Below are 23,842 nucleotides of genomic sequence, written 5' to 3'. Positions count from 1 at the left end.
TTAATTTTATTTTATCATAGATGATACCCATTATATCCTTTTCCCGGTTTAAGTCGAGTTGGAACCTGATTCATATAGAAATTACTGGGGTGAGTAGAAAAAAACCCCCGACTAGGGGGTCAAAGTTTATCGACTGGCTTTGATGCTTCGATAGGAATATGCCTAAACTCAGAAACTGAAAATAAACCCTGATCCGTCAGTTTAATTTCAGGGATGACAGGTAACGCCAAGAATGCAAGTGTAAGGAAAGGGTTGAAATGCCTGTTTGCACCCAGTTTCAATAGGGCTCCATCGATTTTTTTCAATGAACGGACTACATCCATATAATTCCACTCGCTCATCAATCCAGCTATCGGAAGGGGAAGGGAAGCGAGTATTTCCCCATTTTGGATTACGGCCAATCCACCCTGCATTTTTTTGATTTCGTTTGCTGCCATAAGCATATCTAGATCATTAGTCCCGGCAATGATCAAATTATGTGAATCATGGGCTACTGTCGTGGCAATTGCGCCTGAATTCAAGCCGAGCCCTTTGACGATTCCTAGTCCTACTTGTTTGGTCATGTGATGCCGTTCAATTACAGCTAGTTTTATATGATCAACATGTTCGGAGAACCGGAATAGCCCATCCTGATTAAGTGTAACCGGTTCAATCGAATGCTTTGTAATCAAGCTGTTTGGAGTTATCTCAATAATATTTGCGAACTTATTTTTAAAATGTATCGCCAAATCACCTTCCGTAATTTCATGAAATTGAACGGAGTGCTTCAACCCGTCGTCAATGACCTGTTCCTTTTCAGGTGGAAAGTTAAGTAAACGATTATTTTGAACGATAAGCTTTCCCTCTTTAAAGACCGAGTGGATGATGACTGAATCAAGTTCATCCAATATAAGGAAGTCTGCCTTGTATCCAGGTGCTATGGCACCAGTTTCCTTTAAACCAAAACATTCTGCTGCATTAATGGTCGCCATTTGAATGGCGGTAATTGGCGGGACACCTGTTTTTATGGAAAGTCGAACGTTGTGATCGATACTACCCTCAGATACAATATCGTCAAGGTGCCGGTCATCGGTGACGAATAGACAACGGCGGGAGTTCTTCTCATTAATTACTGGAATCAGGTTTTTTAAGTCTTTGGCAACAGTGCCTTCCCTGATCATAAGATACATTCCTTTACGCAGTCTTTCTTTTGCTTCTTCCGCTGTAGTGCATTCATGATCCGTTTTAATGCCTGCGCACATATAAACATCGAGCTGTTGTTCGGATAATCCTGCCGCATGGCCATCGATGCTTTTGCCTAGTCTATTAGCATCGTATATTTTTTGCAGCATATCTTCCTCCGTATGTGAAACGGCTGGGAAATTCATGACTTCGGCTAAACCGAGCACTCTCGGGTTTTGATAAAACGGAATTAAATCTTCACTTTTCAAGACAGCACCAGAATGTTCAAACTCCGTAGCAGGTACACAAGAAGGCATCATGAAGTAAAAGTCAAAAGGAAGTTGATCGGATTGATCAATCATATATTTCATGCCCATTTTGCCAGAAACATTGGCAATTTCATGTGGGTCTGCAATGATGCTGGTCACACCATGTAAAAGGAGGATTTTAGCGAGTTCCGATGGCCTTACCATCGAAGATTCAATATGGACATGGCCATCAATGAATGCAGGGCATACGAATTTTCCTGCTGCATCGATTTCTGAAATACCCTCATAACACCCGATTCCAGCAAAAAAACCATCGACGATAGCAATGTCGCCTGTATAGATATCACCATTGAAAACATCAATGATTTGCCCGTTCTTAATGACGCAATCCGCAGGTGTTCTCCCAGCTGCAACGTCTATTCTCCTTTTAAGCAAGTTTTTTTTCATATGCGTAACCCCTTTGGCAAAAATATAACCGGTTAATATTTCACTTTTTCAGTAATGGTTTCCCATGTTCGGAATGGTAATTCGTGGTCATTAAAAGTCAGTTGTTCCATTTTTATCGTGCGTTTTTCCATTGGCAGGGCAAGTTCCTGGTATATAAAGTGATCATCAAAGCCAATAAATGCAGCATCTTCTTTAGTACATGCGTAATAAATGGCTTTTGGACGTGCCCAATAAATAGCACCGATGCACATGGGGCAAGGTTCGCAGCTAGTGTAAATTTCACAATCTGTAAGCTGGAAGCTGTCGAGATTCCTGCATGCATCACGAATCGCCTGCACTTCGGCGTGTGCTGTAGGATCGTTGGCCGTTGTTACATTATTACATCCTCTGCCTACGACTTTGCCATCTTTAACGATTATAGCACCAAAAGGTCCCCCGTTCTTTGCCACAACATTTTCATATGCAAGCCGAACAGCCATCTCCATGAATTTTACATCCACTAAAAAACACCCCTTCATATATTAATAACCAAAAAGTGTTAATGTTACGTTTATTAACGTAAATATAATACACAATATACCATATGCATTGGGAAATGGAGTATTGTTTTCTGGAAATAGAGAAAATTCATTTTTCGTTAGAATATATGACGTGCAATCAAAAGTGGTTTAAAAGAATTTTTACAAATAATTATAAAACTGATATTGTTAGAAGAAAATCATTAGAATTATGAAGGTGATATGCATGGGGTTTTTGGGAGTTCTTTTACCGATATTCGGTATATTTGTTTTAGGTTTCATCGGTCAGAAAAAGTTTAAGCTTGATACAAAATCGATTTCCACGATGGCATTATATTTAATGTCACCTTTTCTTGTATTTCGAACTTTTTATTCCGCAGAATTTACGATTAATTATTTTTATCTATTCTTATTCACGATAGTACTCTGTCTATCTCTCATTCTGGTAGTCTACATCATATCTTTTTTCCGCAATTATACAGTCACTGAAACAAGCGGCATGATATTGGCATCGGCTTTCATGAATAACGGGAATTACGGAACACCCGTCATTTTCCTGTTATTCGGAGCCGCAGGACTCGATTATGCAATCATCCTTATGGTAGGACAGCAGTTAGTGATGTGCACGATAGGCATTTATTTCGCAGCAAAGGGCAGCCCGGAAGGTAACGGAGTCCAAACAGCGATTAAAGCAGTATGTCGGATGCCAATTGTTTATGGAGCCATTGCGGGTACAGTATTTCAGTTCGTGAACATACCTTTAAGCAATTCGGTTATGGAAGCTATTAACCTTGTTGCAAATGCAGCAATCCCAACAATCATGATTACACTGGGAATGCAGCTGGCCAACATTTCCCTGAAGAAGATTGCCTATCGAAAGCTATCAGTTTCGCTGCTACTTAAACTTGCCGTTTCACCAGCCATTGCCTTCCTGTTATCACTTGCCTTACCAGTTGGTGACATGGTCAGGCATATCATGATCATCGTAGCTGCTATGCCAACGGCGGCCAACACTACGATGTATGCGCTCCAATTCAATACGGAGCCTGAATTCGTATCAAGTGCTACTTTCATAAGTACATCATTAAGCCTGATTACGCTTCCGATCATCTTTTTCTTTGTATTATAGAAGATTATGATTCTAATTATATGGGCAAACTTATTATATGCACGAAGCAGAGGATTCCTAGCTGATTAAAAAACGGGATCCGGACAGATTGCATGTATTGCCCTTGATGATCAAAATTTGGGCTAGGTTCCCATAGCGGATAGTAAACGAACTTAGGGACTTGGATTTATATGTTGATTGGGAAAAGATCTTTAATAATTCATTTATATTAAAGGGTGAGCTCGTTTAACTGTCGTTTACTTTTTTAAATGCTGTATTTGATTGGAGGGGTTTTGTGTTCCAGACTAAAATTAAACTGATTAATACTGGGAAGATTGATGCCATTTTAAAGGAAATCGTTCTGAAAACCTATGAAGAAGCACTAGAAGAAAAGCTCTTGCTATGCATGGAGTGCGGGGATGTAGATTTTTATATCGCGTATTCTAATAACGAGGAACTTCAAGATGCGATTAATGAAAACTTTGAAATTGATGAATGTGGCGAAATCATGAAAATAGATGAACATCAGGAACTTATGGATGATTTATTCGATTATTTCTTGATCATACATAAGGAAAGTGAAATGTTTGATTATTTTCCAGCAGGTCCATATACTCACGGTGGGGAAATCCGTGAATCGGATACGGATATGCTGGCGCCAAGAGGTTTATATTCAGCGCCATTTGAAGATGCGATAAAGGAATGATGAAAAAGACAGCAATTGCTGTCTTTTTTTCGTGCTGATTTACAAAAGCTCGTTGTGCTTACGGGAAATAAATGATTTTTTACAAAAAGAGGGAATGGGTTGGGAGGAAACAGTTATTACTTGTTCAGTTTTATGAAATATAGCAATAATATCATGGAATATGATATCATTTTTAACAAATTAAAGTTTATATGGTAATTTTAAGAAAGATTTTATATAATAAAAAGTGTGAATATTGAATATATTATTTAAATTACTAGTTTAAAATAACAATAAAAATGGTCGTTTTACTATCACTCTCGAAATATTGGGAAATAATAGTGGAAGAAAGGATAATACATAAAATTTGATTCGAGTTAGGAGTATGCTATATTACGCTTTTATAATTCTGATTATTATAAATTTTCAGTTTTGGAAGAATGATTATGGGCAGGGGGCTAATTATGATAGTTTTTGACCGAGTGAATAAGTTTTATGGCGATTTCCATGTATTGAAAGAAATTAATCTTACAATCAAGAAGGGGGAAGTGGTAGTGGTCATCGGACCGTCCGGATCAGGGAAAAGTACACTGCTTCGATGCATTAATCGTCTAGAGACCATTTCGGAAGGTTCCCTTTCCATAAATGGTTCAAATGTAGCGGATAAAAAAACGGACATAAACAAACTCCGTCGGAACATCGGTATGGTTTTCCAGCATTTTCACTTGTATCCTCATAAAACCGTGCTCGAGAATATCATGCTTGCCCCCAGGAAGGTCTTAGGCCAATCCGAAGAGGAAGCGAAAAAGATTGCACTAAAGTATTTGGACAAAGTGGGGATTGGAGATAAAGCGAATTCATTTCCTTCCCAGCTTTCAGGTGGACAGCAACAACGGGTAGCGATTGCCAGAGGTTTGGCAATGGGGCCCGAAATCATGCTATTCGATGAACCTACCTCAGCCTTGGATCCAGAAATGATCGGCGAGGTACTGGATGTGATGAAAGCCCTTGCCCATGAAGGAATGACGATGGTGGTGGTTACGCACGAAATGGGATTTGCCCGTGAAGTAGCGGATCGAATCGTATTCATGGACGAAGGCAGGGTCTTGGAAGAGGCATCACCGGCTGAGTTTTACGCCAATCCTCGTGAAGAGAGGGCTCGTTTATTCCTTAGCCGTATATTAAATCATTAAATAAAAAACAGGGGTGAATTGCATGTTGAAGAAAAAGAAATGGTTAAAATTATCTTTGCTATCATTACTGGCTGTCATCTTATTAGCTGGATGCGGCGGGGGGAATGATTCAGACAAAGCTGAAGAGGGCGGAGGTAAAGACAAAGAAAAAGATGTTCTCGCACAAGTGAAGGAAAAGGATAAGATCGTTTTTGGGGTGAAAAATGATACAAGGCTATTCGGACTGAAAAATCCTAGTACTGGAGAAGTAGAAGGCTTTGATATTGATATTGCCAAAGCTCTTGCAGCAGAAATCCTTGGTGATGAGAATAAAGTTGAATTCAAAGAAGTGACTTCTAAGACAAGGATGGCATTATTGAATAATGGTGATATCGATGCGATTGTAGCGACCATGACGATCACGGAAGATCGTAAAAAAGAAGTTGACTTCACTGATGTTTACTTCGATGCCGGACAATCTTTGTTAGTCAAAAAGGGCAGCGATATTAAGGGAATTGATAGCTTAAAAGGGAAAAAGGTATTGGCCGTCAAGGGCTCTACCTCTTCCATAAATATTCGTGAAAAGGCTCCTGAAGCACAAGTGCTTGAATTTGAAAACTATTCCGAAGCGTTCGCTGCACTTAAATCCGGACAAGGGGATGCCTTGACCACGGATGATTCCATCCTTTATGGAATGGCGGATGAAGATCCAAGTTATGAACTTGTTGGCGGTACATTTACGGAAGAGCCTTATGGAATTGCCGTGAAAAAAGGAAATACTGACTTTGTTGACGAGTTGAATAAAGCCCTTAAGTCACTTAAAGATTCAGGCAAGTACGATGAGATCCATGATAAATGGATTAAACATTAAACATTTTAAGCAAATGTATAAGGGAAGCTGACCTTAAATAACATTTGAACATTTGTCTGTGAGGATGAGCGTTTTGCTCATCCTTACTAGTTAAAGGAGTGTACGCCGTGCTTGATTTCTCCATTTTAACAGAGAACCTGGATATGTATTTATTAGGCTTTAGAAATACGATCATGTCGAGTTTGATCGCGTTGGTGGCGAGTTTGATTCTTGGTGTGCTTATTGCTATCATGCGGATTGCGCCGATAAAGCCACTAAACTGGCTGGGTACCGCCTATGTCGAGTTCATTCGGAATATACCGTTATTGATCATTACCTTTTTCTTCTTTCTCGGTCTTAAACTAAGCGGTCTATACGCAGGGACATTGGCCTTGACCATTTACACTTCATCTTTCATAGCTGAGGCAATTCGAGCGGGCATACTTTCCGTGCCAAAGGGTCAAATGGAAGCTGCCCGTTCATCAGGTCTGACATATGGGCAGGCGATGAGGCTCGTCATATTGCCACAGGCCGTTAAAATAGTCATACCTCCTTTAGGGAACCAATTTATCAATCTAGTTAAGAATTCTTCCATTTTAGCCGTTGTTGCAGGACTTGATCTTATGTACCACGGGGATTTGATTTCTTCAAGGACATTTGTCGTGTTTGATGTGTACATTTTCGTTGCAGCGTTTTACTTAATACTTACCATTCCTTTAAGTTTTGGCGTTGGTTATTTGGAAAAACGTCTGGCTAAGAGTAATTGAGGGAGGTGTATGATATGGATTTTGCAGGTGCCTATACACCAGATAATCTAAAGTTTTTATTAGAAGGATTTTGGGTAACGCTCCAGGTAGCTTTTATATCCATTATTCTAAGTTTCATTATTGGCGGGCTTGTAGGTATAATCCGTTACGCAAAGGTGCCGGTGTTATCACAAATATTAGCTCTGATTGTAGAAACGGTACGTAATTTACCGCTGTTATTAATAATATTTTTTACGTATTTTGCTTTGCCAGAGGTGAGAATTAAACTGGAAATCATTCCAGCAGCGATTGTTGCCTTGACAATTTTCGAGTCTGCCATGCTTTCTGAAGTCATTCGAAGTGGGCTTAAATCGATTGATAAAGGCCAAATGGAAGCTGCCCGTTCATCAGGCTTGAGCTATACACAGGCATTGATACATATTATTCTGCCCCAAGCGCTGCGCCGCATGGTTCCTCCTATTGTCAGCCAATTCATTTCATTATTAAAGGATACCTCTTTAGCTGTTGTCATCTCTTTACCGGAGCTGACTCATCATGGTCAAATCATATATGGACAAAGTCAAAAGTTCTTAATACCTATTTTGGTCCTGGTGGCTCTTATGTATTTCATTGTTAACTATTGTCTTTCTTTGATCGCCCAGAGACTTGAATTGAAACGAACCTAAAAAAAACGACTCAGAAATGAGTCGTTTTCTACTTGTCTACAAAAAGGAGGTTCGGAAAGAAAACTTGGATATCCTCATGTATTTTACTGTTTTTATTAGGGATGAAAACCTTACTAGCTTGAAGAATTTGCGACCCAACTGCCGAATAACCGGCTAGCTGAGACACCGCTAATTGCTTGCGGCGAGAAGGGAGTGGATTTCTGAAATCATCGGAATATTAGAGAAGTATAAGAACAAAAAAACGAATCTTTTCCTTTTACTGACCGTATATATAATGGAAGAAAGAAGGTGGATTATATGTCGGAAATCAAACAAAGCAATAGCAAAGCGATTGTTGCATTGATCATGGGGGTATTATCCCTGTTAATTCCATTCATAGGCATCATATTAGGTATTTTAGGTTTAATATTTGCATCGAAGAGTAAAAAAGAAATTAAGCTTACTGGTGAATCTGGAAATGGATTAGTGACAGCTGGAAAAGTGTGCAGCATTATTGGAATAATCTTGAATGTTCTCGTGATCCTGATCTTCCTGGTGTTTTTTTATTTCGCAGTAAGTACGGACATAACAACCTATTGAATGTAATTATTAACTTGACAAACAAAGAAAAGTAAATTAAACCTATAAAAAATGGAAATTCATGTTATAATTAATATAAAAGCCTAAATATTATATAAAGGGATGATAATTTGACCATTCAAATCTTTGAGTATCCAGCCGTATTCTATTATGAAAAGCACCCGTTGATTATCGATTCTTTTTCCGTTCAAGTTTGTTTCCCGGATTTTAGGCGAGAAGGAATTATTTCTTCTGTTAGCGGTAGGAATCGGGTAGATGCCTTAGCTTGTGCTCAAGAGCTGTTGGAAGCCATGGTCGAACATTTTATTCACGATAAAAAAACAATCCCGGATGCAAGTGAAATGGAAAAGGTGAATCTGGATAGGGGAATTAATATTTGTGAGGCTGCACCCTTCAGGATTGAAATAGAAAATATCACATATGAAAAATAAGAAAACCTTGCCGATTAGGGGACAAGGTTTTTATTTTGTTTTTCTTTATATTCAATGAACATTTTGTAACCCGGAATGATACCTCTGCATATTTGAAAAACCATCATTACCTGTAAAAGGAATGATGGTTTTTTGTTTTGCTTGTATCCTTTAATTATTTTTTATTTTTGAGGAAAGGATATTGCGTTCTTTATAACGAATATGTATAGTATAGGTAACATAGGTAAAAAGTATCAATAGTTATATATTTTGGAGGTGTATCTGTGAAATATTATATAGCATCTGACGAAAAAAATTTGAAGCAAGTAAGATCATTGATCAAGAAATTGACTTCAAAAGGGTTTACTTGTGTGAATGACTTTAATTTGATTACGGATGATGAGAAAAACCAAATAGCGGACGGGATTGGAGAATTTGAAAAAAAGGGGATAGAGGAAGCCGATTTCATGCTGATCTTCCTAACAGCAGGAAAAGGTAATCTATATGAGCTTGGATATGCCTTATCTTTAAATAAGAAAATTATTGTGTATTCACCCGAGAAAGACAATTATCATATTAATAAAAAATCAATATTTCATAATTTGCCCGAGGTAACAATCTGCAGCGGGACCTTTTATAAGCTGGTTAAATTGATACATACACTTTCTCCGGAAGGATCTGAAAAAGACTCACTGCATCTAAAATGAATGACAAATGTAAAATTTAAAGGATACCCTCTAATAAAATTTCTTTTGAACGAAGTGTTTAATGTATTGAAAATGAGGGTAAAGACCATTTAAAAAAAAGGGAGAGGACTGTTTTGGCCATTATTGATATCGACCAATTATTGTTAGCCACTGAAGCGATTGCAGAAGAGTCAGTTCCATTCCATCTTGATACATTTGACATTGATCAACTTTTAGATAAAACGGATTATTGGAATTGGTGAGGAAAAGCATACCCAGAGAGGATATGCTTTTTTTCTGAGTGAAAAATAACCTGATTACCGGTATAAAATTATACATGAAATCCGGCAAGTGAGGATATTTTAGATAAAGTTAAAAACGGCGTCCTTTTACGAATCCTAAAATCACAAACATTGCGATGGTGCCAATTACAAAAATTGCTTTAATGGATGTTAAAAGAATTTCATCGTACATTTGTATTACCTCCTTGTATGTAATGACAGTGCGATTATGATTAGCTGTTGATGTATAAATTATAACATAAAGTCAATAACTGATGGTGGAAAATTAAAGTCGATATGGGTAATAATGTATAGGTTGTACAATTAAAACATAAAAAAAGATATCCTCTAAACAGTGGATATCGGTAATATAAATTATTTAAGTCCAAGCGCTTTTTTCGTTTTTGGTCCAACGACCCCGTCAGAAGTGAGTTTTTTGGATTTTTGAAATTTCTTCACAGCAGATTCGGTGTTTTTTCCAAATGCCCCATCTACTCCTTTTGTACTGTATCCAAGTTTAGTTAATCTTTTTTGCAGTTCAATTACTTGGGGGCCACTGCTTCCTTTCTTCAGGGAAGCGCTGGTATTTACAGGTAGGCTCACAGATCCGCTCACTTTATATCCATTAGTGGCAGCAATGGTGGCAAATGATTTATTCGAACTGGCGATCAATACTACAGTGTTCATTTTCACCCGATCGTACAGCCATTGAACATCATTGTTATACATACGAATACAACCGGCACTTATATATTTCCCAATAGTAGTAGGATCATTATTGCCGTGTATTGCGTACGTATTTCCTGGTGTATTCCTTGCATTGATCCCCAGCCATCTTTTACCTAGTGGGTTTTTTGGGTCTCCGCCTCTAATGTTGCCTTTATAATAGGGACGATTCACAATCTTTGTCACTACCTTGAACTTTCCTTCAGGAGTGTAAGAGGCTTTTTTTCCTGTCGCCACGCTGAATACCCTCACCAATTTATCATTTTCGTAATAGGCAAGCTGATTATTGGCTTTATTGATGATAATCAGTTGTCGAGCTGCCGCATCTGAAGTTTTACTGAACCCAACAAAACTAAAAGCGAATATTAATATAAATACAATTAATTTTTTCATGTTTTCCCCGTCCCTCATTTAAGCAACCTACATTTACACATATACTATCCTATGCATGAAGTGAAGCTAGAGTGACAATTTTTTAAAGTGGGGGTAGACTAAAAATGTGTAATATTAAATCCAGAGCAACTTTCTGCTTTTTGGCATACCTAGAAATCATGGGCACTATTTTTGGCCATATTACATACATTATTGAAGTGAAAGCGGAGGTGGGAAAGAATTGTCACGCCTAAAGGTGGAGGACTATCTAGAACAAGGCATCCATGGTCCAAAAGAAATCAAGCCTGGTGAACGTAGGGAATTTCTGGGCACATTACGGGAGCGCGTCGTCATCGTCCTAAAAAAAAGCCAAGTCTTTGAAACGAATGTATATCCGGAGATAGAGCAATTGATGAAGCAGCATCCCCGTTCAAATTTGTTTTTAAATGGTCAGATGGACTATCAATATTTAGGGAAATATATAAAATTGGCAATGAGTCATAATATTCCTTACAAAATTGTGCTAAACAAAGATCATAACTCCGGTTTGGGTCTGGTATTAGCAGAAATTAATGCCATAAACAAAGAAGAAATTTATATCGAGAAGCAATATCATGCACAGCAAGTTATCAAAAAGAAAAGCTTTAAAGCTTTTTTTAAACGCATTGTTAAAAAATTATTAAACAAACGTTGATAGAATTATCAACGTTTTTAGTTTGTCTACAAAAGGGAGGGAATGGTCTCACCCCGAACATCATTTTTTAACGAAAATAGGTTATCCTTCTTGTTACGGTTTTATGAAATCAACTGGAACTTTTTTTGTGGGCTTTCTGGCGGGCGGTCCGGGAGTCTCCTCGGCGCTCTTTGCGCCCGCAGGAGTCTCGCGCCTTCCGTTCAATCAACTGAATTAGACAATCCTTCATGTTTTTTACAGTTTTATATCGATAAACCTCCTTAAATTAAAGGGATTTGTGACATTTCTGTCGAGTTAGTGGCTAGCTAGACTGTCGGCGAAAAAGGAGCGGATTTCTGAGATCAATTGGAACTTTTTTAAAAGAAAAATTTAAAATATGTAGACAACGCTTCTTGTTTATGCAACCCTTTTCCGTAATCTATAAAATTTCCTGAAATTACCTATAATCGTTTTTACTACGGAATAAGCGGGGATAGCGATTAAAATGCCAATAAAACCGTATATTGATCCTGCAGCAAGCAGCAATAAGATAATGGTAAGTGGGTGAATGTTAAGTCGTTTTCCCATAATATTCGGTGTAACCAAGTGCCCTTCGACCTGTTGAACAACGGTAAGGACAATGAGTACTTTCACTGCCAACCCAATGTCTTGCTGTAAGGCAATGAAAAGGGCAGGGATAATGCTTATTAATGGACCAAGGAATGGTACAACGGTAAAAATCATGGCGAATAGAGCTAATACGAGTGCATAATCGAGACCGATAATCAGGTAGCCGAAATACATCAAAGTACCAATGACGATTGATATGATGAATTGACCGATAATATAAGTTGAAAGGGCTTTATCAACGTCTTTTAAAATCGTATTCCCCTCAGATTCTACATCGTTCGGTATATATTTTAATAGAAACGGCCTTAATTTATCTCCATCCTTCAAGAAATAGAATAAAATGAATGGAGTTATGACCAATACAGTTAATATACTGGTGATCGTGGAAAAAATGGTATTGACATTCACTATTAGTTTTTCCGAGTAATCTTTCAAATGCGTGACCGCTTTTTCTTTTATATCTTCCATATTAACCATACCAAAATCATTTTTTTCAATCATCACTTCAGATTCTTTAGAGAATTCCTTGACTTTGCTGGGGAGGTTTTCAGATAATTTTTGAAATTGGTCCACGATTACAGGACTTCCAAAGTAACTTACCATCCCAATCATGCTAAAGATAATCAAAAAAACGGTGAAGATGCTTGCTGATTTAGGGATAAATTCAGTTAACAGGTTAACGACCGGCCGTAATATATAGTATAAAAGCCCAGCCACAATAATAGGGAAAAACATGGCAGCAATGATTTTTTGTAACGGCAGCAGAACGTAATCAATCTTACCTAGTAAAAAAATAATTAAAATGATCAAAATGGTCGCGCATGCATATTTGAAAAACGCTTTATTGATCCACAAGACAATCCCCCCTAATTCCATCTCTTACTTGATTCCCTGAATTAGCTTAATGTTAAACTATATAACTTGTTCAAATGTTTGGTGCAAAACATGTTATATTGATAAATGTTTATCATTTAACTTTAATTCGAATATGCTTTTTCAATTTTTGTTTATAAAGCTGGAATTCGTAATACTTTTTCGAATTCCTATAGGTATAGCAGCAACCAAATGAAGTTGTTATATGGAAACGAAAACAAGACTTTCACTGTAAAATGAAGGTCATCTTAATTCACATTGAGGCTTACCTGTCTTTACGTGCTAAGTCCATAATAAAGTCCGCCTACAAGAATCACACCGCTAACTGCATTTCCCAAGACTTAATGCGAGAAATGCTCACAACTGCACGAGAAAAGAATTCGGCGGGGATGACATAATCCAAAAAAATATTCGGATGTGCTACAGGTCCAAAAGATACACCGTTATGGCCATAAACAATCTAAAAAAGGCATCATCAAAGGTAAATTCCGTTTAGGGAAGTTACTTGATAATGCCTTTTTGCAAGGTTTTAAATTAGGATATTTTACTTAACGTGTTCGTTACTCCTTGTTTCTGTTGTCTTTGCATTTTTTTAATGTCGAGACGCAACCAAATGGAGATGGCGAATGCTATCGCAATTAATGCTGCGAAAACGTAGAATACCGGAATGTAACTGTTCGTACTTTCCCTGATTGCAGTAACCAACATTGGTCCGCAAACCCCGCCTAGAGACCACGTAGTTAAAAGATAACCGTGGATGGCCCCAATTTCCTTAGTTCCAAATAAATCCCCGGCAAAGGCAGGGAGATTTGAAAATCCTCCTCCATAACAACTTACGACCAGCAAGATGAGACCTTGGAACAATAGTGTATTTGTAGTCGTTGGAAGTAAAAGGAATGCTCCGATTTGAATGATGAAGAAAATGACAAAAACATTTGGACGTCCAATATAATCGGATGCTGCTGCCCAGCCAAGTCTTCCTCCGCCATTAAAGATTCCCATTATGCCGACTAATGTTGCTGCACCTGCTACAGACAGACCAACAACGTCTTGAGCCATCGGTGAAGCTACCGAGATCATCATGATCCCTGCACTTGTATTTATCAATTTCATGGACCATAACATCCAGAAGTGTTTAGTTTTAACCGCTTCTTTTGCAGTTAATTGCCTTAGGTCTTTCTTCAGTTCTTTCTTACCGGACTCAATATCTTTTTTCATTCCTTCAGGTAGCCAGTTGGCCTTTGGAGGTGCAATATAGGATGCACCTAAGAACATCAGTATGAAATAGCCTGCGCCTAAAATATAATAAGTAGTATAAATGCCAACGGATTCCATAAGGCTTGCAGCTACTGGGGCTGTAATGAGAGCTCCGGCACCGAATCCTAATACTGCCATTCCTGTTGCCAATCCCCTGCGGTCTGGGAACCATTTGACCAAAGTGGATACTGGTGAAATGTACCCGATCCCCATGCCAAGTCCACTTAAAACCCCATAGGTCATCAGGTAAAGCGGAAGTGAATCGACCATTACTGCCAAACCGGAACCGGCTTGTCCTAAACCGAATAATACAGCTGCGACCATAGCTGACTTTCTTGGACCATTTTTTTCCACGAATTTACCAAAGAAGGCTGCAGAAGTTCCTGCAAGCGCCATCATTATTGTGAATGCTAAGGTTACTTCAGTTTCTGACCACCCCATAGTCTCAACTAATGGTTTTTTGTATACGCTATAGGCGTATGCACCACCAATGGAAAGGTGAATGGCGATAGCGGATAATGCGATTAACCACCTGTTTTTTGTCATGTTGTTACCCCATTTCGTCAAAAATAAGAAAGTTGCATGCGTTTTATCTATAATATATTGTTTTGCATGCGTTTTATCTATCTTGTGGGATAAGTATATAAGATTATTATTTAGTAGTAAACTACTTAATTGAATTTCATGAAAAAATTTCCTCTATATTCCATTGGGTGAAAATTAGGAATGGCATAAAAAAGCCAACTTTATGGGTCAGGATAAAAAAATGATATAATCTTTTGGTTTTTTTATCTTTATAAGTTTAGGTATCGGCTCTTAGTGTTTAAAGAGAACCTGAAATCACGAATCCCTGCACATCATTTTTATCAATTTTATTGGTTATAAAAGGGAAATGATTGAATTTACTTTAGGTGCGATGAACTAGAAATATTCTCATTGGCTTTATTGTAATTATTTTGTTAAAATAAACTAATATTTACGAGTTCAAGTTCCCTAGCGAACAAACGGAATGGATTTTTTGAAGGGTTTCGGGAAAGTTTATTCTTTTTATCAGAAATCATAGTCTGGAAATCAAAAAAATTCCATTTATTTTAAAAAAATTCCGAAAATTTCGTCTTAAAGGCTTGAACTATGATTCCTGATAGGAGTAAACTAATTAAAGATAGATTTTATGGAAGTGAAATCTTGTAAATTTAATCAACAAGGGGTTTTGGTAATGAAGGAACATGACATGCAAATCACGCTTAGTACAACAAAGAAAGAAAAACCACAGGCGGACCAGCTTGAGTTCGGTAAGCAGTTTACCGATCATATGTTTATTATGGATTACACACAAGGGCAAGGGTGGCATGATCCAAGAATTGTTCCTTATCAACCGCTCTCATTAGAGCCGTCAGCTATGATTTTCCACTATGGTCAATCCGTTTTTGAAGGATTGAAGGCATATGCAACATCAGAAGATGAAATTATCCTATTCCGTCCGGAAAAGAATTTCCAACGCTTAAATAGTTCAAATAGCCGATTATGCATACCGGATATCGACGTTGATTTTGCGTTGAAGGCCTTAAAGACTTTAATAAGCGTTGATAAGGATTGGATTCCCCAGGCAGAAGGGACATCCTTATATATTAGGCCATTCATTATAGCTACTGAGCCATATCTGGGAGTTTCTCCATCGGATAAATATCAGTTCATCATCATCATGTCACCAGTGGGCTCGTATTATAAAGAAGGCATTCATCCAGTTAAAATTGCAGTGGAGTCAGCTTTCACACGTGCAGTTAATGGAGGTACAGGTGAAGCCAAAACGGGCGGTAATTATGCATCGAGCCTAAAAGCCCAGGAAGTATCCGAAAAGATGGGTTATGCCCAAGTTCTTTGGTTAGACGGAGTAGAGAAAAAGTATATCGAAGAAGTTGGAAGCATGAATGTTTTCTTCAAAATTAATGGTGAAATTATCACTCCTGCTTTAAATGGAAGTATCCTTCCGGGTATTACTCGTGATTCCATTATCGAATTGCTGAAACATTGGGGTCTTCCCGTGTCGGAAAGACGCATTTCGATGGAGGAAGTCCATGAAGCCTATAAATTAGGCCAATTGGAAGAGGCCTTTGGAACAGGTACAGCCGCGGTCATATCACCAATTGGTGAATTTTTGTGGAATGGTGAAGAAATGATTGTTCAAAACGGGGAAACTGGCGAACTTTCTAAAAAGCTTTATGATACACTGACAGGTGTCCAAACAGGTAAAGTCGCAGACGAGTTGAACTGGATTACGAAAGTTGAAGAAAAAGTGACTCAATGATACTTAAACAAAAAAACCTTCTTTGAAGGTTTTTTTTTGTTTTCACATAATCATTTTGTGTCTTATGGCAACCGCGACGGCCTCTGTTCGATGATTCACTCCCAATTTCCTGATTGCAGATGAAATATGATCTCTGACGGTAAATTCACTAACGCTCATTTTTGGTGCCATTTGCTTTAATCCCATTCCATTGGCTAAATATTGAAGAACCTCCACTTCACGTTTGCTTAGAAGGTAAGTGGGAGGGGCGGAATCCAATGTTGAACCGACAGCCAGTTTTAAATAATGGGAAAGCTTCATTAAATCATTCTTGGTAACTGGCTCGTTGGCGTGAATGGGGTCAACCAAAACTAAACCGATGGCCAAGTCATTCATAATTATCGGAATGATTGCCAATGATGAGATGGAAAATCTTTTAACGTATTTTGCAGGGATGGAGGATTTAGCATGCTGAATGGTTAAGTATATGGGTTTGTTATGGATGACTGCTTGGTGGATGGGGTATATATCATGAATATTTTCTCTAACATTATGTAATGAAAAGGTATCTTCACTTGTACATGCACATATTCCTTCACCCATTCCTGTTAAACATGAGTAACTGAATAAAGATGCTCGTTGAAATGAAAAAAAATCCACACAGCCCTTTACGATCATTTGTGATTTATTTGCCATATCTTTTTGTTGGGAAATCTTTTTTACATGATTCAACAGAGTTTCCTCTAGCATTCGACTTTATTCCTCCCTACATTTTCAGTGCTAGGATAAATGCTACTAATATCTTACAATATAATGAAAACTCTTACAATTCTAAAAAATCCTTAGGGATTCAAAAGTTCATAATTTCAAGGAGGCTTTATCATGAAAAGAATGAATTTAACGACCACCAGCCGAAGTTTTAGAGAAGATACCCTACCATTTAAACTTTATCAAAAGGCAAAGAAATTCGGTATATGGAATCCTCGTGACATTGATTTCAGTCAGGATAAAGAAGATTGGAAGTCTTTTACTGATATTGAAAGGCAAGTGTTATTAAGGATTATTTCCCTTTTTCAGGGCGGAGAAGAAGCGGTGACTTTGGATTTGCTTCCCCTAATAATGACGATTGCCAAGGAAGGCAGGATTGAAGAAGAAATGTATTTAACGACATTTCTGTTCGAGGAAGCGAAGCATATGGAGTTCTTTCGTTATACATTAGATCAAATAGGTGAAACGGGTGATTTGACGGTTTATCACTCAGACACTTATAAATCGATTTTTTATGAAATATTGCCTGAAGCCATGGAGAAACTTTTATCCGATCAATCCCCTGAAGCATTGGCAGAAGCAGCCACTGTTTATAATATGTTTACCGAGGGTGTACTTGCAGAAACAGGATATTTCGGGTTTTATCAGACTCTCGAAGCTAATAAAATGATGCCTGGTTTATTAAAAGGTGTGGGTCTTTTGAAGAAGGATGAATCACGCCATATTGCTTATGGGACCTTCCTGCTGCAGAGAATCATCAGTGAACATCCACATATCTTTAAACAGGTTGAAAAGAGAATGGTGGAACTTTCGCCACTGGCCATCGCATTAAATACGGAGGGATATGATCGGTTGGGTAATCCATTTGGTAATGACCAACAAGCTGTATTGAATTTTACCATGAAACAATTAACAGTGCGGATGGAGATTTTAGCCAGGGCAAAAGGAAAGGGGATTGAAGAGATCTATCACAGTAACGAAAAGGAATATGGGGTTTTGTAAAGCAGATAAAAGATACAAGCTTAGTGTCCCATATACATTTGCTAATGACTGACCATCAGAAACTTGGAAGCAGGGCATGAACAATTCTTAATTGAGAATAAAACTAATATATTTGAGGTGAAATTTTATGAAGGTAAACGTTCATTCGAATTTTTGGTTAAGGTCTTCAGTTTACAGTGGCACTAACACTCGTTCACTCATTCCGGACCTATTCAATGGTCTCGGGGCTAAAAGGATTCTAGTCGTGAGTGATGCAGGCTTGGTAAATGCAGGTGTCGTTAAAAAAGTTGCCGAAACTTTTGAGCAACAGAAATTAGGTGCCAGAGCTGAAATAGTTGGACAGTTTCTGGATGTTACACAGGACGCAGCTAGTGAATGTGTAAACAAAGCATTGGAATATGCACGCGAAGTGAATGCCGATGCCATACTTGCCATTGGTGGAGGGAGTGTCATTGATACAGCAAAGGCATTGAAATTCGGATTATATAAAGGAATTACGGATATAAATGATTCGATACCAAGCGGTTATCTGTATGAGGGTTTTCCAAAAGCCCAATCCATGAATATCCCGCATATTTCCGTAGCCACAACAGCAGGGACCGGTTCTGAAGTATCCCCGATCGCAGTCATATATAATGAACATAAAAAAGTCAAAATGAATATATACAATGTTTTTTTAAGTTCGGATGTTGCCATTCTAGATCCCGAATTAACAGTCGGACTGCCGTCTGACATTACGGCGTTTATTGGTGCAGATGCATTGACTCATGCAATTGAAGCGATCGTTTCACCTGCAGCGACATCAATAACGGATGCATATGCTTATCAGGCCATTCGAGTTATTGAAAGAAACTTACCGAGGGCGGTAAAGGACGGAACGAATATTGAGGCAAGGAAGGAAATGCTGCATGGCAGCATGATGGGAATCACTGCATTTTGCAGTGCACTGAATGCGATTCCGGTTCATAACTTTGCCCACGCATATGGGGCGTTATTCCGTATTCCGCACGGATTGGCCAATGCCGTATTATTACCGGTCGTCATGGAATCAACTCCGGATTTATATCTTCCAAAGGCCCATTTGATAGCCGAAGCCTTTAGCGTGAAAATACATGATGAAGATTCAGAAGGGATCTTAGCGAAAGTGGTAGAAACGCTCCGTGCTTTCCTATTTGATCTTGGGCTGCCGTCCGACTTCGGCGACTATGGAATTAACCAGTCAGATATGGGAAGAATTCTTAAAGCAGTAATGACGGATCCAGCTGCCACTAATTACCCGATGTCGGAGGAATTAATAATGTCAGTAGTTTCAAGAGTTTCACCCGTGAGAATTAATTAATACTAAAAAAGCCAGCCCATAAGGTTGGCTTTTTTAGCGTTGTAATAATTGCCATTCAACTTGTTAAGTCCCAAAATTTTTCGTTTCGATATATGATCTTTTGATGGGGCAACCCCAACCGGGATCGACTGTTTGTTAATGTTTTTTTCCTAAGTTCTCCTGTGCCATCTTTATAAGTTCCTTGACCATGCCTCCGCCTAACTTTCCGCCTATTTTTCCATTCTGCTTGGATGTCAGTTCACCGTTATAATCTTTTTTCAGCGGTACGCCCATTTCTTTTGCTACTTCAAACTTTGCTTCTTCGGGATTCTTTGTACCAGCAACTTTGGCTTTTAAATCATCGAGTCCTTTTCGAGCTTCAGATACTAGAATTTTCCTTCTCCTTGCCAATATGATCACTCCTATTTTTTTCTTAGGTTATCCTAATGTAAAGTAAATGATTAATAAGCAGATCGAAAGTTTTTAATTGGAATCCCGATTAATCGGGTGGCAGTCATAATCTCTTAAATAATGAAGTAATGATATAGGAGCGATTGAGTTTATTTGCAGTCCGAAGAAGTTTTAGTTTATTTAAAGCGGGTAACATATAATAAAATGATTTAAGGAGAAAAATGATGCTGACTGCTAATTCAAGCTTGTTAACAAAAGAAGATATGACAAATCCAGATCGAGTGCCGCAATGGCTAATTAAGGAATATCAAACATTCCATAATACAGTGACCGATAAAACCTTTCCTTGTTATTTTGGTATGAAAGCTGAAAATAAAGGGGAACTTCGCTATGCTTATATCACACAGGAAGATTGGACCAATCTCCCAAAAGCAGTGGAAAGCTTTCTTGATTTATTTCAGGAACCACCATATATCAGGCATGGCCTTTTTGTCTTTATGGAGCCTGAATCAATAGAGGGTGATATAGAATTTTACCGTAAAAGGTTTTGGGATATCCTGCAATACCTGCATAAAGCGGATAAAAAACCTTGGCCAATTGAGAAGCCGAAAGATCCGGAGCATTATTTATGGGACTATCATTTTGCAGGGGAACCAATTTTTGTCTTTGGTAATGCACCTGCTTATAAACAGCGAAAAACCCGGGATTTAGGGAATAGCCTTGTACTTGGATTCCAACCCCGGATGATCTTTGAAGGCTTGGAAGGAACGGAAAAAGGCGGAATCATGTCGCGTGAAAAGGTTCGGGAACGAGTGGAGAAATGGGATAACCTTCCTAAACATCCTGATATCAGTCACTTTGGAGATGTAAATCATAATGAATGGAAACAATTTTTCATAGGGGATGATATAGAACCGATAAAAGGAAAGTGCCCCTTCCACCATAAAGAGTTAACTTAACCGAGAGCAAATTGCTCTCGGTTTTTTCGCATCTTACTTAGAAGGCATCGGGGATAAAAAATCAAGGCGTGAAAAATTCATGAAATGGACCTTTGAAAATAAGAAACATATTTCTTGCCTTATTGGATTTTCAGTTTTATAATGTGAAAGTAGCAATTGCAGTTAATTCGAGATATATGGATTAAATGCTATTTTTTAATAACATACAATAATTAACAATTGGGGGAAGAACAATGTCTAAAGTATTATTTGTTAAATCAAATGACCGCCCAGCGGATCAAGCTATTAGTGTCAAAATGTATGAAACGTTTTTGAACACATATAAGGAAGCAAATACTAACGATGAAATAACTGAATTGGATTTATTTAAACTGAACTTACCTTACTACGGAAATACAGCAATCACTGCCCTATATAAACGCAACCAAGGCATGGAATTGACTGAAGAAGAAGTGGAGATTGCCGATATCGTGCAACAATACTTGAATCAATTCCTTGCTGCCGATAAAGTAGTTTTTGCCTTCCCGCTATGGAACGCAACGGTTCCGGCACCATTGGTAACTTATATTTCTTATCTTGCTCAAGCGGGAACAACGTTCAAATATACAGCTGAAGGCCCAGTCGGCTTAGCTGGAAGTAAAAAAGTGGCATTACTTAATGCGCGCGGATCCGATTATGCATTGCCTGGAATGGATGCTGGCGAAATGGCAGAGAAATTCGTTAAGATGAATTTAAACTTATGGGGCATAACAAACCCAGAAACAGTTGTAATCGAGGGACATAATCAATACCCAGATCGCTCCCAGGATATCGTTGCAGAAGGATTGGCGAAAGTTGCTGAAACTGCAGCAAAATTCTAATAATAAAAGGGGAAACCAGTATGTATTTTTAGCATACTGGTTTTTCTATGCAGATTTTTCTGAAAGTCGATTATAATAAAGGGTAAGCCCAAAAGCATGAAAGGAAGTGCAGACAATATGCAAACGTTTAAATCACGTGACGAAATAAAAATAGAAGAAACATGGAACTTAAAGGATATTTACGATGATCAGTCTAATTGGGAAAAAGATTATCAAGAAGTCCTGAAGATGACAGAAAAATTAAAAACTTACGATGGACATATTCAGTCGGCTCAAGATTTGTTCGATTATTTACGATTAAGTGAGGAACTTGGGTACATTTATAACAAGCTATATGTTTTTGCCATGCTGCAAGCGGATTTGGATACACGGGTAACATCATCACAAGCATTGCTGGATCGGGCTGGTAAGTTAGGCCAGAAAATAAGTAATGCTTCTGCATTTTTCATGCCGTTTCTTTTGAGCCTGGAAGAAAACACATTAAAAGGGTACATAAAAGAAATAGAGGGTTTGAAATATTTTGAAGAGGATCTACTTGATTCCTTCCGCTATAAAGCCCATGTGTTATCGAAAGAACAAGAAGAGGTGCTTTCCCAAATAGGTGAAGCCTTTTCAGCACCACAAAAAACGTTCGGGATGATTAACAATGCTGATATTAAATTTGGGGAAGTTACGAATGAAGACGGCGAGAGGGTAGAGCTGACGCGAGGAATGTATTCCAAATTGATTGAAGACGATGATCGCGACAAAAGAAAAGAGGCCTATTTCGCCTATTATCAGCCATATGTACAATTGAAGAATACAATCGCTTCCACACTTTCCACGGCAATCAAGAATAATGTAAATCTGTCAAAACTAAGAAATTATCCATCTGCCTTGGAAAAATCATTATTTGGAGATCAAGTTCCAAAAGAGGTTTATGATAATTTGATTATGTCTACTAAGCAGAATATCGGACCTATGCATAAATACATTCATTTAAGAAAAAAACTGCTTGGGGTAGAAGAATTGCGTGCCTATGATTTAAGTGTACCTTTAGTTGAAGGCGCTAAAGAGGAGATTTCTTACGATGATGGTTTTTCTTTGATGGTGGAGGCGCTGAAACCTCTTGGCGAAGAGTATATCACAATCCTGAAAACCTTTAAGGAAAAAAGATATATCGACGTCAGGGAAACACCTGGAAAACGTTCAGGTGCTTACAATTTAGGACTTTATGGTGTTCACCCATTCATCTTATTAAACCACCGTGATGACTTAGACAGTGTATTTACACTTGCACATGAATCTGGACATGGCATGCATTCATACTATAGCTCAAAATACCAACCGCAAATAAGTGCTGGGTATTCCATTTTTGTCGCTGAAGTTGCTTCCACTGTGAATGAAATCCTTTTGATTCGCCATTTAATTAAGACTACAAAAGATGTACAGAGGAAAAAACACTTACTTAACCATTTCATAGATAGTTTTAAAGGAACATTCTTCACACAGGTTATGTTTGCGGAGTTCGAAAAGATCGTACATGAAAAAGCTGAAAATGATGAGCCTCTTAATGCCGAGGTTTTTAATACAGCCTATGAATCGATATTTCGTGCTTATAATGGAGATGAATTAATTTTCGATGAAGAAGTGAAGTTTGGCTGGTCACGCATCCCACACTTTTATCGACCGTTTTATGTCTATAAATATGCTACTGGGTACGTTTCAGCCATTACAATCGCTGATAAGATCCTTTCTGGGGACCAAAAAATACTTGAAAGTTATTTGACTTTCTTGAAAAGCGGGAGTTCTGATTTCCCATTGGAGCTGCTTAAGAAAACAGGCGTAGATTTAACTAAACCTGATCCAATCGAAAATGCAATGAAGATTTTCAGCGATCTGGTCGACCAATTCACTGATTTGACAGAAGGCTAATCTAAACCATTTCTTCCAAAAGAGCCCATGGTATGATGTTATAAAAAATGCTATAGTTAAAACATTGGCGTAGGAAAGGCCCAATCAATAGATTGGGCCTTATTTTATATGCTGAAGAAACAGGTAATTCGCGAAAAAAGTCATGGTGACAGCGTTATTTTAAACATCGGAGCCTAGCCAATGGGCCAGTTTCTTTG

The 23,842-nt window shown here is 38.2% G+C and carries 24 protein-coding genes; 17 read left to right on the top strand and 7 right to left on the bottom strand.

Translation table 11 applies throughout. The annotated features are described in order from the left end of the window. Positions 1 to 119: 119 nt before the first annotated feature. Together ade and BW986_RS18760 are read right to left on the bottom strand one after the other, a co-directional pair. The gene (gene ade, locus BW986_RS18765) at positions 120 to 1,877 is read right to left on the bottom strand and encodes an adenine deaminase (protein WP_076369580.1); all 1,758 of its coding nucleotides are present in this window, start codon (positions 1,875 to 1,877) and stop codon (positions 120 to 122) included. 32 nt (positions 1,878 to 1,909) lie between these two features. Continuing rightward, positions 1,910 to 2,395 (bottom strand): nucleoside deaminase, encoded by a 486-nt coding sequence (locus BW986_RS18760; RefSeq protein WP_076369578.1) that lies wholly within the window; start codon positions 2,393 to 2,395, stop codon positions 1,910 to 1,912. 226 nt (positions 2,396 to 2,621) lie between these two features. Here BW986_RS18760 and BW986_RS18755 point away from each other — a divergent pair, with 226 nt between their 5' ends. The 10 genes from BW986_RS18755 (at position 2,622) to BW986_RS30805 (ending at position 9,580) form a co-directional block, all read left to right on the top strand. Then, the gene (locus tag BW986_RS18755; RefSeq protein ID WP_076369576.1) at positions 2,622 to 3,524 is read left to right on the top strand and encodes an AEC family transporter; all 903 of its coding nucleotides are present in this window, start codon (positions 2,622 to 2,624) and stop codon (positions 3,522 to 3,524) included. Positions 3,525 to 3,798: 274 nt separating this feature from the next. After that, positions 3,799 to 4,209, top strand: a complete 411-nt coding sequence (locus BW986_RS18750; protein WP_076369574.1) for a hypothetical protein — start codon at positions 3,799 to 3,801, stop codon at positions 4,207 to 4,209. Between the two features lie 443 nt (positions 4,210 to 4,652). Beyond that, complete coding sequence (locus tag BW986_RS18745) at positions 4,653 to 5,381, top strand: amino acid ABC transporter ATP-binding protein (RefSeq protein WP_076369572.1); 729 nt, start codon at positions 4,653 to 4,655, stop codon at positions 5,379 to 5,381. A gap of 22 nt (positions 5,382 to 5,403) precedes the next feature. Continuing rightward, positions 5,404 to 6,231, top strand: coding sequence for a transporter substrate-binding domain-containing protein (locus tag BW986_RS18740; RefSeq protein WP_076369570.1), 828 nt, complete (start codon positions 5,404 to 5,406; stop codon positions 6,229 to 6,231). 107 nt (positions 6,232 to 6,338) lie between these two features. After that, positions 6,339 to 6,977, top strand: a complete 639-nt coding sequence (locus tag BW986_RS18735) for an amino acid ABC transporter permease (protein WP_076369568.1) — start codon at positions 6,339 to 6,341, stop codon at positions 6,975 to 6,977. A 14-nt stretch (positions 6,978 to 6,991) separates the two neighbouring features. Then, on the top strand, positions 6,992 to 7,642 hold the full coding sequence (locus BW986_RS18730) for an amino acid ABC transporter permease (protein WP_076369566.1): 651 nt from the start codon (positions 6,992 to 6,994) through the stop codon (positions 7,640 to 7,642). A 297-nt stretch (positions 7,643 to 7,939) separates the two neighbouring features. Continuing rightward, positions 7,940 to 8,221, top strand: coding sequence for a DUF4190 domain-containing protein (locus tag BW986_RS18725; protein WP_076369564.1), 282 nt, complete (start codon positions 7,940 to 7,942; stop codon positions 8,219 to 8,221). A gap of 110 nt (positions 8,222 to 8,331) precedes the next feature. Beyond that, positions 8,332 to 8,652 carry a type II toxin-antitoxin system HicB family antitoxin gene (locus BW986_RS18720; protein ID WP_076369562.1) on the top strand — a complete coding sequence of 107 codons (321 nt, stop codon included), beginning with the start codon at positions 8,332 to 8,334 and terminating at the stop codon, positions 8,650 to 8,652. A 263-nt stretch (positions 8,653 to 8,915) separates the two neighbouring features. Continuing rightward, positions 8,916 to 9,338 (top strand): nucleoside 2-deoxyribosyltransferase, encoded by a 423-nt coding sequence (locus tag BW986_RS18715; RefSeq protein WP_076369560.1) that lies wholly within the window; start codon positions 8,916 to 8,918, stop codon positions 9,336 to 9,338. 113 nt (positions 9,339 to 9,451) lie between these two features. Beyond that, entirely contained in the window at positions 9,452 to 9,580 is a 129-nt protein-coding gene (locus BW986_RS30805) for a hypothetical protein (RefSeq protein WP_260288268.1), read from the top strand. 393 nt (positions 9,581 to 9,973) lie between these two features. Here BW986_RS30805 and BW986_RS18710 read toward each other — a convergent pair whose 3' ends face one another. Further along, a complete protein-coding gene (locus BW986_RS18710) occupies positions 9,974 to 10,717 on the bottom strand; it encodes a L,D-transpeptidase family protein (RefSeq protein ID WP_076369932.1) in 744 nt (247 codons plus the stop codon). A gap of 220 nt (positions 10,718 to 10,937) precedes the next feature. On the opposite strand from BW986_RS18710, the gene BW986_RS18705 reads away from it, so the two are divergent. Further along, entirely contained in the window at positions 10,938 to 11,390 is a 453-nt protein-coding gene (locus BW986_RS18705) for a YueI family protein (protein ID WP_076369558.1), read from the top strand. 396 nt (positions 11,391 to 11,786) lie between these two features. Here the strand turns inward: BW986_RS18705 and BW986_RS18700 are convergent, their stop codons facing one another. Together BW986_RS18700 and BW986_RS18695 are read right to left on the bottom strand one after the other, a co-directional pair. After that, the gene (locus tag BW986_RS18700) at positions 11,787 to 12,854 is read right to left on the bottom strand and encodes an AI-2E family transporter (protein ID WP_076369556.1); all 1,068 of its coding nucleotides are present in this window, start codon (positions 12,852 to 12,854) and stop codon (positions 11,787 to 11,789) included. Between the two features lie 552 nt (positions 12,855 to 13,406). Then, complete coding sequence (locus BW986_RS18695; RefSeq protein WP_076369554.1) at positions 13,407 to 14,675, bottom strand: L-lactate MFS transporter; 1,269 nt, start codon at positions 14,673 to 14,675, stop codon at positions 13,407 to 13,409. 670 nt (positions 14,676 to 15,345) lie between these two features. On the opposite strand from BW986_RS18695, the gene BW986_RS18690 reads away from it, so the two are divergent. Continuing rightward, positions 15,346 to 16,434, top strand: coding sequence for a branched-chain amino acid aminotransferase (locus BW986_RS18690; RefSeq protein ID WP_076369552.1), 1,089 nt, complete (start codon positions 15,346 to 15,348; stop codon positions 16,432 to 16,434). A 42-nt stretch (positions 16,435 to 16,476) separates the two neighbouring features. On the opposite strand, the gene BW986_RS18685 is transcribed toward BW986_RS18690, so the two are convergent. Further along, positions 16,477 to 17,163: a helix-turn-helix transcriptional regulator gene (locus BW986_RS18685; protein WP_076369550.1), complete on the bottom strand. Its 687-nt coding sequence runs from the start codon at positions 17,161 to 17,163 to the stop codon at positions 16,477 to 16,479. Between the two features lie 132 nt (positions 17,164 to 17,295). Between BW986_RS18685 and BW986_RS18680 the strand changes: the two genes are divergently transcribed. Together BW986_RS18680 and BW986_RS18675 are read left to right on the top strand one after the other, a co-directional pair. Further along, positions 17,296 to 18,183, top strand: coding sequence for a R2-like ligand-binding oxidase (locus tag BW986_RS18680; protein ID WP_081395688.1), 888 nt, complete (start codon positions 17,296 to 17,298; stop codon positions 18,181 to 18,183). A 127-nt stretch (positions 18,184 to 18,310) separates the two neighbouring features. Next, a complete protein-coding gene (locus tag BW986_RS18675) occupies positions 18,311 to 19,522 on the top strand; it encodes an iron-containing alcohol dehydrogenase (protein ID WP_076369548.1) in 1,212 nt (403 codons plus the stop codon). Positions 19,523 to 19,657: 135 nt separating this feature from the next. Here BW986_RS18675 and BW986_RS18670 read toward each other — a convergent pair whose 3' ends face one another. Then, positions 19,658 to 19,912 (bottom strand): alpha/beta-type small acid-soluble spore protein, encoded by a 255-nt coding sequence (locus BW986_RS18670; protein ID WP_076369546.1) that lies wholly within the window; start codon positions 19,910 to 19,912, stop codon positions 19,658 to 19,660. 224 nt (positions 19,913 to 20,136) lie between these two features. Here BW986_RS18670 and BW986_RS18665 point away from each other — a divergent pair, with 224 nt between their 5' ends. From BW986_RS18665 to pepF, 3 genes are all read left to right on the top strand, one after another. Beyond that, complete coding sequence (locus BW986_RS18665) at positions 20,137 to 20,871, top strand: YqcI/YcgG family protein (RefSeq protein ID WP_076369544.1); 735 nt, start codon at positions 20,137 to 20,139, stop codon at positions 20,869 to 20,871. A gap of 218 nt (positions 20,872 to 21,089) precedes the next feature. After that, the gene (locus BW986_RS18660) at positions 21,090 to 21,731 is read left to right on the top strand and encodes an FMN-dependent NADH-azoreductase (RefSeq protein WP_311316563.1); all 642 of its coding nucleotides are present in this window, start codon (positions 21,090 to 21,092) and stop codon (positions 21,729 to 21,731) included. 117 nt (positions 21,732 to 21,848) lie between these two features. Further along, complete coding sequence (gene pepF, locus BW986_RS18655; RefSeq protein WP_076369540.1) at positions 21,849 to 23,645, top strand: oligoendopeptidase F; 1,797 nt, start codon at positions 21,849 to 21,851, stop codon at positions 23,643 to 23,645. The last annotated feature ends 197 nt before the right edge of the window (positions 23,646 to 23,842 follow it).

It is taken from the genome of Peribacillus simplex (assembly GCF_900156045.1).
In the GTDB taxonomy this organism is placed as follows: domain Bacteria; phylum Bacillota; class Bacilli; order Bacillales; family DSM-1321; genus Peribacillus; species Peribacillus simplex_D.
This window is presented reverse-complemented; position numbering and strand designations above follow the sequence as displayed.